We start from the raw sequence: 13,790 nt of genomic DNA, 5'->3' as shown, positions 1-13,790 counted from the left end.
CGGCCTCTCCGTGCTCCGACTCGCCACCGAACGCTGGATGGCCGAGGACCACCGCGACGAATCCGGCTTCCCCGCGGCATTGTCAGCCGCCGCCGCGGATCTGCTCGCCGTCGCCACCGCCTGAAGCCGCCCGCGCGAACCGTTCCGCGATCTGCCCGAGGCGCTCACCAAGGCATTGCGGGACCGCGGCATCGACCCCGAAACCGCACGCCTGGCCACCGATCTCGGCCTCTCCGTGCTCCGACTCGCCACCGAACGCTGGACGGCCGAGGACCACCGCGACGAATCCGGCTTCCCCGCCGCATTGTCAGCCGCCGCCGCGGATCTGCTCGCCGTCGCCACCGCCTGAAACCGCCCGCGCGAACCGTTCCGCGATCTGCCCGAGGCGCTCCAGCAATTCCGCCGGAGCATCCTCCACCACGAAGTCGAATTCCCATTGCGCAAGGTAAAACGGAATGTAGTCGAACGTTTTCGCGCCAGTGCGCAGCCGGCAGGTGTGGTCGTCAATCGGCTCGACCACCGCTGTCGTCGGCGAAACCCGCGCGGCCAGCACCTCCGCCGGTGCCGCCACCCGCAGCGTCACGACGTGCGGATACGGAGCGGTCGCGATCCGGCTCGACACATACGCGGCAAGGTCCTCGGCCGGTGGTTCCCTTGGCGTGAAACGGAAACTGGTCGTCGGAACACCGTTGATCCGATCCAGCCGGAAGGTGCGCCAGTCGTCGCGGACGAGGTCCCACGCCACGAGATACCAGCGCCAGCCGGTGTGCACGAGCCGCAGCGGCTCCACGTCGCGCTCGGCCACGTCGCCCGCCTGCGTGCCGTACGTGAACCGCAGCCGCTCGTTGTCCCGGCAAGCCGCGGCGACCACGGTGAGCAGTTCCGCGTCGATCGTCGGGCCGCGGCCGGGCATCCGGACCAGCGCCGAATCCATCGCCCGTACCCGGTGCCGCAGCCGTGCGGGCAGCACCTGTTCGAGCTTCGCCAGCGCCCGCACGGACGTCTCCTCGATGCCGGACACGGTGCCGTTCGCCGCCGTGCGCAGGCCGACCGCCACCGCGACGGCCTCGTCGTCGTCCAGCAACAGCGGCGGCAGCGCGGCACCCGAACCGAGCCGGTACCCGCCCGCGACCCCGGGAGTCGCGTGCACCGGATACCCGAGCTGCCGCAGCCGTTCGACGTCGCGGCGGATCGTCCGGACGTCCACCCCGAGCCGGCCCGCGAGGTCCGGACCAGGCCAGTCGCGCCGCGCCTGCAGCAGGGAGAGCAGGCGCAGGAGGCGTTCGGAGGTTCCGTACATGCGGCTCACTCTGCCACGCTCCGCGGACAGCTTCGGTCCTCGATCACCCAGGACTTGCCGTAGTCCGCCGAGACCGGCGAGAGTGACGCATGCTCGACGACCTGCTCGCTGTCGCCCGCGAAGAGGCGGAAGCCGGAAAAGCCGAGGGCGGCGTGCCGATCGGCGCGGCCCTGTTCGACCGCGACGGAAAGCTGCTCGGCCGCGGCCACAACCGCCGCGTCCAGGACGGCGACCCGTCCCTGCACGCCGAAACCGCCGCCTTCCGCAACGCCGGCCGCCGCCCGCACTACCGCGACACGATCATGGTCACCACGCTGTCGCCGTGCTGGTATTGCAGCGGACTGGTCCGCCAGTTCGGCATCCCGCACGTGGTGATCGGCGAATCCCGCACCTTCACCGGCGGCCACGGCTGGCTGGCCGAACACGGCGTCCGCGTCGACCTCCTGGACGACCCGGCGTGCGTCGCGCTGATGACGGATTTCATCGCGCGCGAACCGGCGCTGTGGTTCGAGGACATCGGCGAGCCGACGTGACTCAGGCCAGCGGTGAAAACTCCGTCGGCAGCGCGATGATCGAGTCGGCCTCGACGATCTCCTCCGGCGCACCCGGCGGCGGCCACATCCCGCGCGCGTAAAGATCGCGGCGGATCGCGAGCCGTTCGTCCAGGCTCGCGAACGGCCAGATCTGGATGATCCGGTCCGGACCGTCGAGCGCGTACATCACCACGGTCAGCGGATCGATCAGATGCCGGGCGGGCAAAGCCTCGCGCCAGCCGTCGATCGTGGCGGGCAGCCCGCCGGGCCGGAGGCGGTAATCGCGGATCTCGTACACCGAACCGTGCTTCCCGGGCCGCACCGGCGGGACGAACGGAAACGGCGCGAAACTCTGCAGCGACAGACCGGTCAGGCGGTCACCGCCGAACGGCTTGCGGCTGAGCCGCGCCCGCAGCCGTTCCTCGTCCAGCTCCCGCTGGTTCTCGAACCCGCGCAACACGACCAGCCTGCCGAGCGGACCGTTCTCGGCCTGCCAGCAGCCGAGCAGCTGCCCGTGCCCCTCGACCCAGGGCAACACGCCTTCCGCGACTTTCGGCCCGTCGAGCAGCTGAAAGGACAGAATCGCCAGCTCATAGCGGACGGCCTGCTGCTCCGCGGAGACATCGGCACCACTGATCTCGACCGGTTCGGTCATGACGCTCCGCTCCGTGCTTCGTGACTGCTCCCCCATCGTGACACACCGTTCCGACAGCGCCCGCCGGGCAGCTTCGCCCGCACACGGATTGCCCGCTCGGCCACGACTGGCTTCCCCATCTCCCCGCCAGACCGCCTCACCCACGCACCGATCGCCCGCCAGACCACACCCGACTTCCCGCCAGACCGCTTCGCCCGCGCGCGGACTACCCGCCAGGCCACGCGCGGCTTCCCCACCTCCCCGCCAGACCGCCTCACCCACGCACCAATCGCCCGCCAGACCACACCCGGCTACCGCGCCTCCCCGCCAGACCGCTCCGCCCGCGCACCGATTGCCCGCCAGGCCACGCCCGGCTTCCCGATATTCCCCATGTTCCGATCACCGGCATCCCGGAAACACCCGGCGACCTCGGCACCCCCGGTGGGTGTTTTTCCCACCCCAGCCCGAGTCTTGACACTTCTCAATGGTCTAGTCCATTGTGACTGCGCACACACTCCCCCGAGTGCCTGCGGGGCGCCGCCGCCACGTCCGGCTTCGCCAGGTGCTCCGATGACGCGTGCCGCCGGGCGCGCGTTTCCCCGTTGGAGGACACCGTGAAATCCTTGCGCCGCACCACTTCCCGCCGGAAACTCGCCGGACGGCTCGGCGTGCTGGCCCTCGCCGCCGGGGCCGCGCTGACCACCGCCGCCGGTCCCGCCTCGGCCGCCGGGGACCCCGTTCTCGCCGCGCCGTACCTGTACCAGTGGGGCGGCCAGAGCGATCCCGCCGCCGCGATGGACGCGACCGGCGTCAGCGCGTTCACCCTCGCCTTCATGCTGTCCGGCGGCGGCTGCGCCCCGGCCTGGGACGGCAACCGCCCGCTGGACGGCACCGACGCCGCGATGATCCAGAAGATCCGCGCGGCGGGCGGCGACGTGATCCCGTCCTTCGGCGGCTGGCAGGGCAACAAGCTGGGCCCGAACTGCGGATCGCCGGAGGAGCTGGCCGGCGCGTACCAGAAGGTGATCGACGCCTACGACCTCAAGGCGATCGACCTCGACATCGAGAACACCGACGAGTTCGAGAACGAGGCCGTGCAGGACCGGATCCTGAACGCGGTCAAGATCACCAAGGAGAAGAACCCGAACCTGCGCGTCGTGATCACCATGGGCACCACGCCGCAGGGCCCGAACGACTGGGGCAAGCGGCTGGTCAGCCAGGCGAAGGCGCTGGGCGCGGACGTCGACGTGTGGTCGCTGATGCCGTTCGACTTCTCCGACGGCGGCGACATGGTCGCGATGACGAAGTCCGCGGTGGACGGCCTCGTCGGCGAGCTGAAGTCGACGTTCGGCTGGGACGACGCCACCGCCTACCACCGCGCCGGGCTGTCGTCGATGAACGGCAAGACCGACCGGGCCGGGGAGGTCGTGTCGGTCGCGGACTTCACCGCGATCCGCGACTGGGCCGCCGAACACCACCTCGGCCGCGTCACGTTCTGGGCGACGAACCGCGACTGCGGCGGCTGCAGCGGGATCGACCAGGAGAACTACGCATTCACGAAGGTCGTGGCCGGATACAACGGCTGACCGGGCCGGGTGGCGCAGGGACCACCGCGGACCGGAGGCCCGGCCGCGCCCGCCAGATGGACTGAACCACTCCGGATCAGTCCCGGCTGACCGGGTCGGCGAGGCAGGAGAACGGGGACCTTCCCGCCCGGAAGGTCCCCGTTCCTCCGTCACACACAGTGCGAGAGTACGGCCGAACGGGTGAAAAGATCAGGCAGCGGCGGTGACCGACAGCGCGGCCGCGCCAGCCTCGGTCAGCTCGGCGGGCACCCGGCCGGCGGCAGCCACTCCGGCCCCGGGGCGGACGTAGCCGCCCTTGGCGAGCGCGTGCGCGGTCATCTGGTCGCAGCAAGCGAAACCGTCGACGAACAGGTCGGGCTCGCAGCTGGTGGACATCTCCGCACGCTGCTGCGCGACTGCCTTGAGCATCGCCATCGCGCGATGGGTCAGCTCGACGGTCATCCCCTCTGAACCGGACACCGGAATCGCCTTCTTCCTCGCTGAGCTACTTACTCAACGTTATCGCCCACTGGGCCGAATGTGTTAACAGCCACACTGTAGCGGGTCGGGAATGTGACGATGCCTAGACCTGTTCGGTTCCCGCCAGGCGAGATTCGAGCGTCCGCGCCCACTCGCGCACGATCTGCTCGCGGCGGCGGGTGTCGTCGGTGAGCAGGTTGGCGAGGCCGAGACCGCGGCCGAGGTCGAGCGTGGCCTGGACCAGTTCGCGAACGCCCGGCTGACTTTCGTCGACGCCGAGCAGTTCGACCGCGACCCGGTGCGCCTCCCGGCCGACCCGCGCCTCCAGCGGCACGAGCACTCCGCGCAACTGCTCGTCGGTCGACGCGACGGCCCACAGCTGCAACGCGGCGCGGAACATCGGGCCGGTGTAGAGAGTCAGCAGCATCTCGACGGCCCACTCGACTCGCGACGCGCCGTCCGGTGTCTCGGCCGCGCGCGTGCGCAGCTCGTCCAGCTGAGCCTCGCCGAGCAACTCGACGGCCGCCGCGACCAGCGATTCCCGGGTCGGGAAGTGGTGCTGCGCGGCGCCCCGCGAGACCCCGGCCCGCTCGGCGATGACCGCGACGGTCACCCCGTGCCACCCGCGCTCCCCTATGCAGTCCATCGCGGCCTCGATCAACCGCCGCCGCGTGGTGCGGCTCCGTTCCTGCTGCGGTTCGCGGAGCATCAGGCATCACCTGGCCCAGTCAGGCCGCGCACGGGCGGGGTGCCCGGCCGCACTTCGCGGCCGGGCGCCCGATCGCCGACGCTCCTCATGACTTCACCATTGCTCAGTACGACTTCGGCAGCCCAAGGCTGTGCTGCCCCACGAAATTCAGCACCATCTCCCGGCTCACCGGCGCGATCCGGCCCAGCCGCACGGCGGTCACCAGGCTCCCCAAACCGTATTCGGTCGCCAGGCCGTTCCCGCCGTGGGTCTGCACCGCCTGGTCGACCGCGCGGATCGCCACCTCCGCCGCCGCGTACTTCGCCATGTTCGCGGACTCCCCGAGGCGAAGTCGTCGCCCGCGTCGTACAGCGAGGCCGCTTTCTGGGTCATCAGTTTCGCCAGCTCAAGCTCGATTTTCACCTGCGCCAGCGGATGCGCGAGCCCCTGGTGCGACCCGATCGGCGCGCCCCACACCTGCCGTTCGTTCGCGTAGCCGACCGCCTTGTCCAGCGCGTACCGCGCGGTGCCCAGCGAGAACGACGCGCCCATGATCCGCTCCGGGTTCAGGCCCGCGAACAGCTGCGCGATCGCCGCGTCCTCCTCGCCCACCAGTGCTTCCGCGGGCAGCCGCACGTCGTCCAGGAACAGCGAGAACTGGTTCTCCGGCGCGACGATGTCCATGTCGATCTTCGTGAACTCGAACCCGGGCGTGTCCGTCGGCACCACGAACAGCGCCGGCTTCAGGCGCCCGGTCTTCGCGTCCTCGGTGCGGCCGACGACGAGCACCGCGTCCGCCTCGTCGACACCCGAGATGAACACCTTGCGGCCGGACAGAATCCAGTCGCCGCCGTCGCGGCGGGCGGTCGTCGTGATGCGGTGCGAGTTCGACCCGGCGTCCGGTTCGGTGATCGCGAAGACGATCTTCTTGCTGCCGTCCGCCAGTCCCGGCAGCCACTGCTTTTTCTGGTCCGCCGTGCCGAAGCGCGACAGCACCGTCCCGACGATCGCCGGCGACACCACCATCAGCAGCAGCGGCGAGCCCGCGGCCGCGAATTCCTCCAGCACCGCGGCGAGATCCGCGATCCCCGCGCCCCCGCCGCCGTACTCCTCCGGCAGGTTCACGCCCAGGTAGCCGAGCCGTCCGGCCTCGTTCCACAGTTCGTCGGTTTTCTCGCCCGCACGGGCTTTCTTCGCGTAATAGTCGTGCCCGTACTTGCCCGCCAGATCGGCCGCGGCCTTGCGCAGCGCCACCCGTTCCTCGGGCTCGACGAAGTTCATCGCGTTCATTCGGTCTCTCCCACCACAGCCAGCACCGCGCCTACCTCGACCTGTTGCCCGACCTCGACCGGCAGTTCGGCGACCACGCCGTCCGCCGGGGCCGAAATCCGGTGTTCCATCTTCATCGCTTCCAGCCACAGCAACGGATCGCCCGCCCGCACACTGTCCCCTGCGGACACCGCGAGCCGCACGACTGTGCCCGGCATCGGCGCGACCAGCGACCCCGCGGCCAGCGCCGAATCGGGATCAGCGAAGCGCGGTTCCGCCGTCAACGTCACCGCACCCAGCGGCGAGTCCACATAGGACACAGAACCGTGGCGTGCGACCGCGAAGGTCCGGCGCACTCCGGAGATGTCCAGGACCACCTCGTCCGGAGTGGCGGAAACCAGGGCGACGTCGTCGTAGCCCTCGGCGCGCAAACCGTCCCGGGTCAGCGAGTAGACGACCTCGTAACGGTTGTCGCCCTTGGCAAACACCTTGCGCTGCCCGGCGGAACGGACGTTGCGCCAGCCGCTCGGCAGTCGTGCCAGGGTGGTGGCGGACGCCCGGTTCTCGGCTGCGTCGGCCAAGGCGGCGGCCAGTGCCGACCAGCGTTCGGTGTCCACTGTGGCCAATGGCGCGGCCAAGGTGTCCAGCCCGTGCCGGTCGAAGAACGCGGTATCCGTTTCCCCGGCGAGGAAAGCCTCGTGCCGCAGAATCCGGACCAGCAGGTCGCGGTTGGTCACCACGCCGTGGATCTTCGCTCCGGCCAACGCACCGGCGAGCCGACGCGCGGCTTCCGCCCGCGTGGGAGCCCAGGTGATGACCTTCGCCAGCATCGGGTCGTAGTGGACCCCGATCACCGAACCGGATTCCACCCCGGAGTCCAGGCGCAGCCCGGCACCGTGGGTGAATTCGCGGTCCACTCCGGACACTTCGAAGGTGTGCAGCGTTCCGCTCTGCGGCTGCCAGCCCGCCGACGGATCTTCCGCGTACAGCCGGACCTCGATCGAATGCCCTTGCGCAGCAGGCGGTTCGGCGGGCAACCGAGCCCCCTCGGCCACCGAAAGCTGCAACGACACCAGGTCCAGCCCGGTGACGTTCTCCGTCACCGGATGCTCGACCTGCAGCCGCGTGTTCATCTCCAGGAAGTAGAACCGGCCGTCCGGACCGGCCAGGAATTCGACCGTTCCCGCGCCCACGTAGTCGATCGCCTGCGCGGCCTTGCGTGCCGCGTCGAACAGTTCGGCGCGCATGGCTTCGTCCACAAAGGGCGATGGCGCTTCTTCGACCACCTTCTGGTGCCGGCGCTGGATGGAGCACTCCCGCTCCCCCACCGCCCAGACCGTGCCGTGCGCGTCGGCGAGCACCTGGACCTCGATGTGCCGCCCGGTCTCGAGGTACCGCTCGCAGAACACCGTCGGGTCGCCGAACGCCGATCCCGCCTCGGCACGGGCGCTCTCCACGGCCTCAGCCAGCTCGTCCAGCGAGCGGACCACGCGCATGCCGCGCCCGCCGCCGCCAGCGGAAGCCTTGACCAGCAAGGGAAGATCGGCCTCGGTCACCGACGACGGGTCCAATTCGGACAGTACCGGAACCCCGGCGGCGGCCATCAGCCGCTTCGACTCCACTTTGGAGCCCATGGTCTCGATCGCCGCCGGCGGCGGGCCGACCCAGATCAGCCCGGCGTCGAGCACCGCGCGGGCGAAACCGGCGTTCTCGGACAGGAAACCGTACCCGGGATGGATCGCGTCGGCCCCGGCGTCCGCCGCGGCTTTGACGATCAGTTCACCGCGCAGATACGTCTCGCCCGGCGCGTTGCCCGGCAGCCGGACGGCGACGTCGGCCTCCCGCGCGTGCGGCGCGGCGGCGTCCGCGTCGGAGAACACCGCGACCGTGCCGATTCCGGCGTCCCGGCAGCTGCGGAACACCCGGCGGGCGATTTCGCCCCGGTTGGCGACCAGCAGATTCTGGATCATGGCCCTCACATCCGGAAGACGCCGAAGCCACCCTCGGCGCCCTTCACTGGTCCGTTGTGGATCGCCGACAGGCTCAGCCCGAGCACCGTGCGGGTGTCGCGCGGGTCGATGATGCCGTCGTCGTAAAGCATGCCGGAGAGGAACATCGGCATCGATTCCGCCTCGATCTGGTTCTCCACCATGGTGCGCATCGCGGCGTCGTTTTCCTCGCTGTACTCCTGGCCCCGGCTCGCCGTCGCGGCACGGGCGACAATGGACAGCACCCCGGCCAGCTGCGCCGGCCCCATCACCGCGGACTTCGCGCTCGGCCAGGCGAACAGGAACCGCGGATCGTAAGCCCGGCCGCACATCCCGTAGTGCCCGGCCCCGTAGGACGCTCCCATGAGGACGGACAGATGCGGCACCTTCGAGTTCGACACCGCGTTGATCATCAGCGCGCCGTGCTTGATGATCCCGCTCTGCTCGTATTCCTTGCCGACCATGTAGCCGGTCGTGTTGTGCAGGAACACCAGCGGTGTGTCGATCTGGTTAGCCAGCTGGATGAATTGCGCGGCCTTCTGCGATTCCTCGCCGAACAGCACGCCCTGTGCGTTGGCCAGGATTCCCACCGGATAACCGTGAATGCTGGCCCATCCGGTGACCAGGCTCGGCCCGTACAGCGGTTTGAACTCGTCGAAGTCCGAACCGTCCACGACGCGCGCGATCACCTCGCGCGGGTCGAACGGGATCTTCAGATCCGTCGGCACGATGCCGAGCAGATCCTCGGCGTCGAACAGCGGCTCGGCGTAGTCCGGCTTCGCCGCCGGGCCCTGTTTGGTCCAGTTGAGCCGCTTGATGATGCTGCGGCCGAGGCGGATCGCGTCCTCCTCGTCGACCGCGAGGTAGTCGGCCAGCCCGGACGTGCGCGCGTGCATTTCCGCGCCGCCGAGCGATTCGTCGTCGGATTCCTCGCCGGTCGCCATCTTGACCAGCGGCGGACCGCCGAGGAACACCTTCGCGCGTTCCTTCACCATCACGACGTAGTCGGACATCCCCGGCAGGTACGCGCCGCCCGCGGTCGAGTTGCCGAACACCAGCGCGACAGTCGGCACCTTCGCCGCCGAAGACCGCGTCAGATCACGGAAGATCCGGCCGCCGGGAATGAAGATTTCCTTCTGCGTCGGCAGATCCGCGCCGCCGGATTCCACCAGGTTGATCACCGGCAGCCGGTTCTGCGCCGCGATGTCCGCCGCCCGGAACGATTTCTTCGTCGTCCACGGGTTGCTCGCGCCGCCCTTGACCGTCGGATCGCTGGCCGAGATCAGGCATTCGACGCCTTCCACCACGCCGATCCCGGTGATCACGCTCGCGCCGACCCGGTAGTCCGAGCCCCACGCGGCCAGCGGCGACAGTTCCAGGAACGGCGAATCCGCGTCCAGCAGCAGTTCGATCCGTTCGCGCGCCAGCAGTTTGCCGCGCTTGCGGTGGCGTTCGACGTACTTCTCCCCGCCGCCGGCGACCGCTTTGGCGTGTTCGGCGTCGATCTCCGCGAGCTTCTCCAGCATCGCCTCGCGGTTCGCGGCGAACTCGTCGGCGCGAGTGTCCACGGTGGACCTGATAGTAGTCATGCGGTGTATCCCAATCGCTTCGCGGCCAGTCCGGTCAGGATTTCGGTAGTGCCGCCGCCGATGCCGAGAATGCGGACGTCGCGGTAATGCCGCTCCACTTCGGACTCGCGCATGTAGCCGAGCCCGCCGTGCAGCTGCACCGCCTCGTTCACGACCCATTCGGCGGTCTGCACCGCGGTGTTCTTCGCGAAGCACGCCTCGGCGATCACTTCCTCGCCCGACACGTGCCGGATCGCGACCTGCCGGGCATACGTCCGGGCGACGTCGACCTTGCAAGCCATCTCGGTGAGCTTGTGCTGCACGAGCTGGCGCGAGATCAGCGGACGCCCGAACGTCTCGCGCATCCGGCACCACTCCAGCGTCAAGTCCAGTGCTCGCTGCGCGTGCGCATACGCTTGCACCGCCAGCGAAAGCCGCTCGGTGACGAACTGCGTGGCCACCTGAGCGAACCCGCTGTTCTCCGCGCCGACCAAGTTCTCCGCCGGAACGCGAACGTCCACATAAGACAGTTCGGCGGTATCCGAAGCCGCCCAGCCCATCTTCTCCAGCTTGCGCGACACGGTAAACCCCGGCGTCCCGCGCTCCACCACGATCAGCGAAAGCCCATGCGCACCCGCCTCGCCGGTTCGGACCACAGTGGTCACAAAGTCCGCGCGGCACCCGGAGGTGATGAACGTTTTGGCTCCGTTGACCACATACTCGTCGCCCTCGCGCACCGCGGTGGTGCGAATCCCGGCAACATCCGATCCGCCGTCCGGCTCGGTGACCGCCAGCGAACCGATCTTCTCGCCTTCGAGAGTCGGCCGCACCCAGCGTTCGATCTGCACCGGGTCGCCGGCCTCGACGATGTGCGGCACCGAGATCCCGCAGGTGAACAGCGACGCGAAGAGCCCGCCGGACCCGCCCGCGTAGTGCATTTCCTCGGCGACCACGAGCGCGTCGAGGTAATTGCCGTCGCCGCCGCCCGCGGACTCGGGGAACGCGACCCCGAGCAGACCCAGCTGTCCCGCCTTGCGATGCAGCTCGCGCGGCAGCTCCCCGGCCCGCTCCCAGTCGTCCAGGTGCGGCAGCACATCCTTCTCCACGAACCGGCGCACCGTCGCGCGCAATTCGGTGCGTTCCGGCGTGCGGAACGGATCCACGGTCACAGCAGCGCCTCCGGGACGTCGAGTTCGCGCGCCCGCAACCATTCGCCGAGCGCCTTCGCCTGGGGATCGAACCTGGCCTGCGAGGCGACGCCGTCGCCGAGGATCCCCTCGACCACGAAGTTCATCGCCCACAGGTTCGGCAGCAGATGCCGGGTGACCGGCAGCCCTTCGGTTTCCGGCAGCAGACGGCGGAATTCCCCGACCGTCAGCCGGTGCACGAGCCAGCGCCACGCCTCTTCAGACCGCACCCACACACCGAGGTTCGCGTTGCCGCCCTTGTCGCCGCTGCGCGCCCCGGCGACGAGCCCGAGCGGGACCCGCCGCGCCTTGTCCGCCTGCAACGGTTCCGGCAACGCCGGTTCGTCCACTTCGGACAGCTCAAGCGTCTCGTCCGCGGGCGCGATGTCCACCTTGGACCCATCCGGCAGCACCGCGACATGCGGAACCGCGGCAGCGTCCACATAGGCCGCCGAGTAAACCCCGAACGGCGACGCGTCCGAAGGCGGTGCGGTGACGTGGAATCCCGGATAGCTCGCGAGCGCAAGCTCGATCGCCGCTCCACTGAACGCTCGTCCGGCAATCTTCGGATCGTCGTCCTTCACCGCGACGTGCAGCAGCGCGCTCGCGCGTTCCTCGGTGTCCGCATCCGCGTGATCAGTGCGGGCAAGGGTCCACCGGACCTCAGCGGGAGGACGCTTCGCCAGCGCACCTTCCAGCTGTTCCTTTACCAACGCGGCTTTCTCTTCGATGTCCAGTCCAGTAAGGACGAACGTCGTCTCGTTCCGGAACCCGCCGAGCCGGTTGAGGCACACCTTCAACGTCGGCGGCGGCGCTTCCCCGCGAACCCCGCTGATCCGCACCCGGTCCGGTCCGTCGTCGGACAAGGACAATGCGTCAAACCGGGCTGTCACATCAGGATTCGCATACCGCGCGCCAGTGATCTCGTACAGCAGCTGCGCCGTGACCGTACCGGCGTTGACCACACCACCGGTACCCGGATGCTTCGTGATCACACTGGATCCGTCCGCGTGGATCTCCGCGATCGGAAATCCCGGCACCCCGATCGGCTGTTCGCGGAAGAACGCGTAATTGCCGCCCGTCGCCTGCGCGCCGCACTCGATGACGTGCCCCGCCGCGACCGCCCCGGCCAGCGCGTCGTAGTCGTCGCGAGCCCAGCCGAAGTGCGCCGCCGCCGGCCCGACGATCACCGACGCGTCCGTGACCCGCCCGGTCACCACCACGTCCGCCCCGGCCTTGAGGCATTCCGCGATCCCCCACGCGCCGAGATAAGCGTTGGCAGTCAACGGTTTCTCGAAGCCGAACTCGTCCGCGCGGGAGATCAGGTCGTCGCCCTCGACGTGCGCGACGCGGACCTCGATACCGAGCTTCGCGGCCAGCTCGCGCAGCGCGTCGGCGAGCCCGGCCGGGTTGAGCCCGCCCGCGTTCGCGACGATCCGCACGCCCTTGTCCTTCGCCAGCCCGAGGTTCTCCTCCATCTGCCGGAGGAACGTCTTGGCGTAGCCGCGGGCCGGGTCCTTCATCCGGTCGCGGCCGAGGATGAGCATGGTCAGCTCGGCGAGATAATCGCCGGTCAGGACGTCGAGCGGGCCGCCGGTCAGCATTTCCCGCACGGCGGAGAACCGGTCGCCGTAAAATCCGGACGCGTTCCCGACGCGCAACGCCCCGCTCACGCGAACTGCCCCGGCTCGCGCCCCGCCCCGGGCGGCCCGGCGAACGCCTGCGCGATGCCCAGCCATTCCTCGACATCCGCGCCCGTCGCGACGAGATCGGTGTCCGCCGGATGCCGCCGCTGCGTCGCGACCAGGCAGAAGTCGAGCGCACTTCCGGTGAGCCGCTGCTCCGCGTCCTCCGGCCCGAACGCCCACGTACTGCCGTCCGGCGCGGTCAGCTCGACCCGAAACTCCTCAGCAGGCGGAGCCAGCGAATGGAGCTTGTACGCGAAATCGCGAGTACGCGTGCCGAACCGCGCGATGTGCCACAGCCTTTCGGTGGGCTCGCGCGCAACGCCGAGCGCGTCAGCGATGTCCTGGCCGTGCGCCCAGGTCTCCATCATCCGCGCGGTCGCCATCGACGCCGCACTCATCGGCGGGCCATACCAAGGCAGCTTCTGCCCTTCGGGAACCGCAGCAAGCGCCTCGGCCAGCGCGGCCCGCCCGGCACGCCACTGCGCCAACAGCTCGTCCGGCGGCAGCTGGGCCCCTTCTTCGGCCCCCTGGTCGACGTAGTTCTCGCCGATGCTCAGCAGCTTTTCGACCTCGGACTGCCAGTCCTCCGGCCGGCTCGCGGAGATCAGCGATTTGGCGTCGGTCCACGCGAGATGCGCGACCTGATGCGCGATGCTCCACCCCGGCGCCGGCGTCGGCCGCGCCCACCCGTCGGCGGGCAAGCCGGCGACCAGGTCGTCGACCGCCTGCGATTCGGCCGCGAGATCCCGGAGGATCCCCGCGAGATCAGCCATTCCTGCGCCTCCCTGCGTCCGCCGCACCACCTCGTGCGCGACCAGCGTGACCCCTGGCGACAGAAAAATCAAGCGCGCATGATTGTTTTTATCCCCGCTGACGTTCCGTGAAGGACT

General features: G+C 69.6%; 14 protein-coding genes. 3 read left to right on the top strand and 11 right to left on the bottom strand.

What is annotated here, in order from left to right; genetic code table 11:
- Window positions 1-175 precede the first annotated feature (175 nt).
- Complete coding sequence (locus tag RPX00_RS27840; protein ID WP_406629746.1) at window positions 176-349, top strand: hypothetical protein; 174 nt, start codon at window positions 176-178, stop codon at window positions 347-349.
- On the opposite strand, the gene RPX00_RS27835 is transcribed toward RPX00_RS27840, so the two are convergent.
- Window positions 308-1,300 carry a helix-turn-helix transcriptional regulator gene (locus RPX00_RS27835; protein WP_406629744.1) on the bottom strand — a complete coding sequence of 331 codons (993 nt, stop codon included), beginning with the start codon at window positions 1,298-1,300 and terminating at the stop codon, window positions 308-310. The two genes, RPX00_RS27840 and RPX00_RS27835, sit on opposite strands and share 42 nt — an antisense overlap.
- 89 nt (window positions 1,301-1,389) lie before the next feature.
- Here RPX00_RS27835 and RPX00_RS27830 point away from each other — a divergent pair, with 89 nt between their 5' ends.
- Window positions 1,390-1,833 carry a nucleoside deaminase gene (locus RPX00_RS27830; protein WP_406629742.1) on the top strand — a complete coding sequence of 148 codons (444 nt, stop codon included), beginning with the start codon at window positions 1,390-1,392 and terminating at the stop codon, window positions 1,831-1,833.
- 1 nt (window position 1,834) lies between these two features.
- Here RPX00_RS27830 and RPX00_RS27825 read toward each other — a convergent pair whose 3' ends face one another.
- On the bottom strand, window positions 1,835-2,488 hold the full coding sequence (locus RPX00_RS27825) for an NIPSNAP family protein (RefSeq protein WP_406629740.1): 654 nt from the start codon (window positions 2,486-2,488) through the stop codon (window positions 1,835-1,837).
- A gap of 593 nt (window positions 2,489-3,081) precedes the next feature.
- On the opposite strand from RPX00_RS27825, the gene RPX00_RS27820 reads away from it, so the two are divergent.
- Window positions 3,082-4,053, top strand: a complete 972-nt coding sequence (locus RPX00_RS27820) for a chitinase (protein ID WP_406629738.1) — start codon at window positions 3,082-3,084, stop codon at window positions 4,051-4,053.
- Window positions 4,054-4,242: 189 nt separating this feature from the next.
- Here the strand turns inward: RPX00_RS27820 and RPX00_RS27815 are convergent, their stop codons facing one another.
- The 9 genes from RPX00_RS27815 to RPX00_RS27775 all read right to left on the bottom strand — a co-directional run bounded on the left by RPX00_RS27815 (window position 4,243) and on the right by RPX00_RS27775 (window position 13,673).
- Window positions 4,243-4,512 (bottom strand): hypothetical protein, encoded by a 270-nt coding sequence (locus tag RPX00_RS27815; RefSeq protein ID WP_406629737.1) that lies wholly within the window; start codon window positions 4,510-4,512, stop codon window positions 4,243-4,245.
- 103 nt (window positions 4,513-4,615) lie between these two features.
- Complete coding sequence (locus tag RPX00_RS27810) at window positions 4,616-5,221, bottom strand: TetR/AcrR family transcriptional regulator (protein WP_406629735.1); 606 nt, start codon at window positions 5,219-5,221, stop codon at window positions 4,616-4,618.
- 103 nt (window positions 5,222-5,324) lie between these two features.
- The gene (locus RPX00_RS27805; RefSeq protein ID WP_406629733.1) at window positions 5,325-5,504 is read right to left on the bottom strand and encodes an acyl-CoA dehydrogenase family protein; all 180 of its coding nucleotides are present in this window, start codon (window positions 5,502-5,504) and stop codon (window positions 5,325-5,327) included.
- Window positions 5,420-6,490 (bottom strand): acyl-CoA dehydrogenase family protein, encoded by a 1,071-nt coding sequence (locus RPX00_RS27800; RefSeq protein WP_406629731.1) that lies wholly within the window; start codon window positions 6,488-6,490, stop codon window positions 5,420-5,422. The genes RPX00_RS27805 and RPX00_RS27800 overlap by 85 nt, the downstream gene beginning before the upstream one ends.
- Window positions 6,487-8,439 carry an acetyl/propionyl/methylcrotonyl-CoA carboxylase subunit alpha gene (locus RPX00_RS27795; protein WP_406629729.1) on the bottom strand — a complete coding sequence of 651 codons (1,953 nt, stop codon included), beginning with the start codon at window positions 8,437-8,439 and terminating at the stop codon, window positions 6,487-6,489. The genes RPX00_RS27800 and RPX00_RS27795 overlap by 4 nt, the downstream gene beginning before the upstream one ends.
- Window positions 8,440-8,444: 5 nt before the next feature.
- Window positions 8,445-10,046: an acyl-CoA carboxylase subunit beta gene (locus tag RPX00_RS27790; protein ID WP_406629727.1), complete on the bottom strand. Its 1,602-nt coding sequence runs from the start codon at window positions 10,044-10,046 to the stop codon at window positions 8,445-8,447.
- Window positions 10,043-11,236: an acyl-CoA dehydrogenase family protein gene (locus RPX00_RS27785; protein WP_406629725.1), complete on the bottom strand. Its 1,194-nt coding sequence runs from the start codon at window positions 11,234-11,236 to the stop codon at window positions 10,043-10,045. Before RPX00_RS27785 ends, RPX00_RS27790 begins: the two co-directional genes overlap by 4 nt.
- Window positions 11,191-12,885: an acyclic terpene utilization AtuA family protein gene (locus RPX00_RS27780; RefSeq protein WP_406629723.1), complete on the bottom strand. Its 1,695-nt coding sequence runs from the start codon at window positions 12,883-12,885 to the stop codon at window positions 11,191-11,193. Before RPX00_RS27780 ends, RPX00_RS27785 begins: the two co-directional genes overlap by 46 nt.
- Window positions 12,882-13,673, bottom strand: a complete 792-nt coding sequence (locus tag RPX00_RS27775) for a TIGR03084 family metal-binding protein (protein WP_406629721.1) — start codon at window positions 13,671-13,673, stop codon at window positions 12,882-12,884. Before RPX00_RS27775 ends, RPX00_RS27780 begins: the two co-directional genes overlap by 4 nt.
- Window positions 13,674-13,790: the final 117 nt, after the last annotated feature.

This window comes from Amycolatopsis sp. WGS_07, from assembly GCF_045278895.1.
In the GTDB taxonomy this organism is placed as follows: Bacteria; Actinomycetota; Actinomycetes; order Mycobacteriales; family Pseudonocardiaceae; genus Amycolatopsis.
This window is presented reverse-complemented; position numbering and strand designations above follow the sequence as displayed.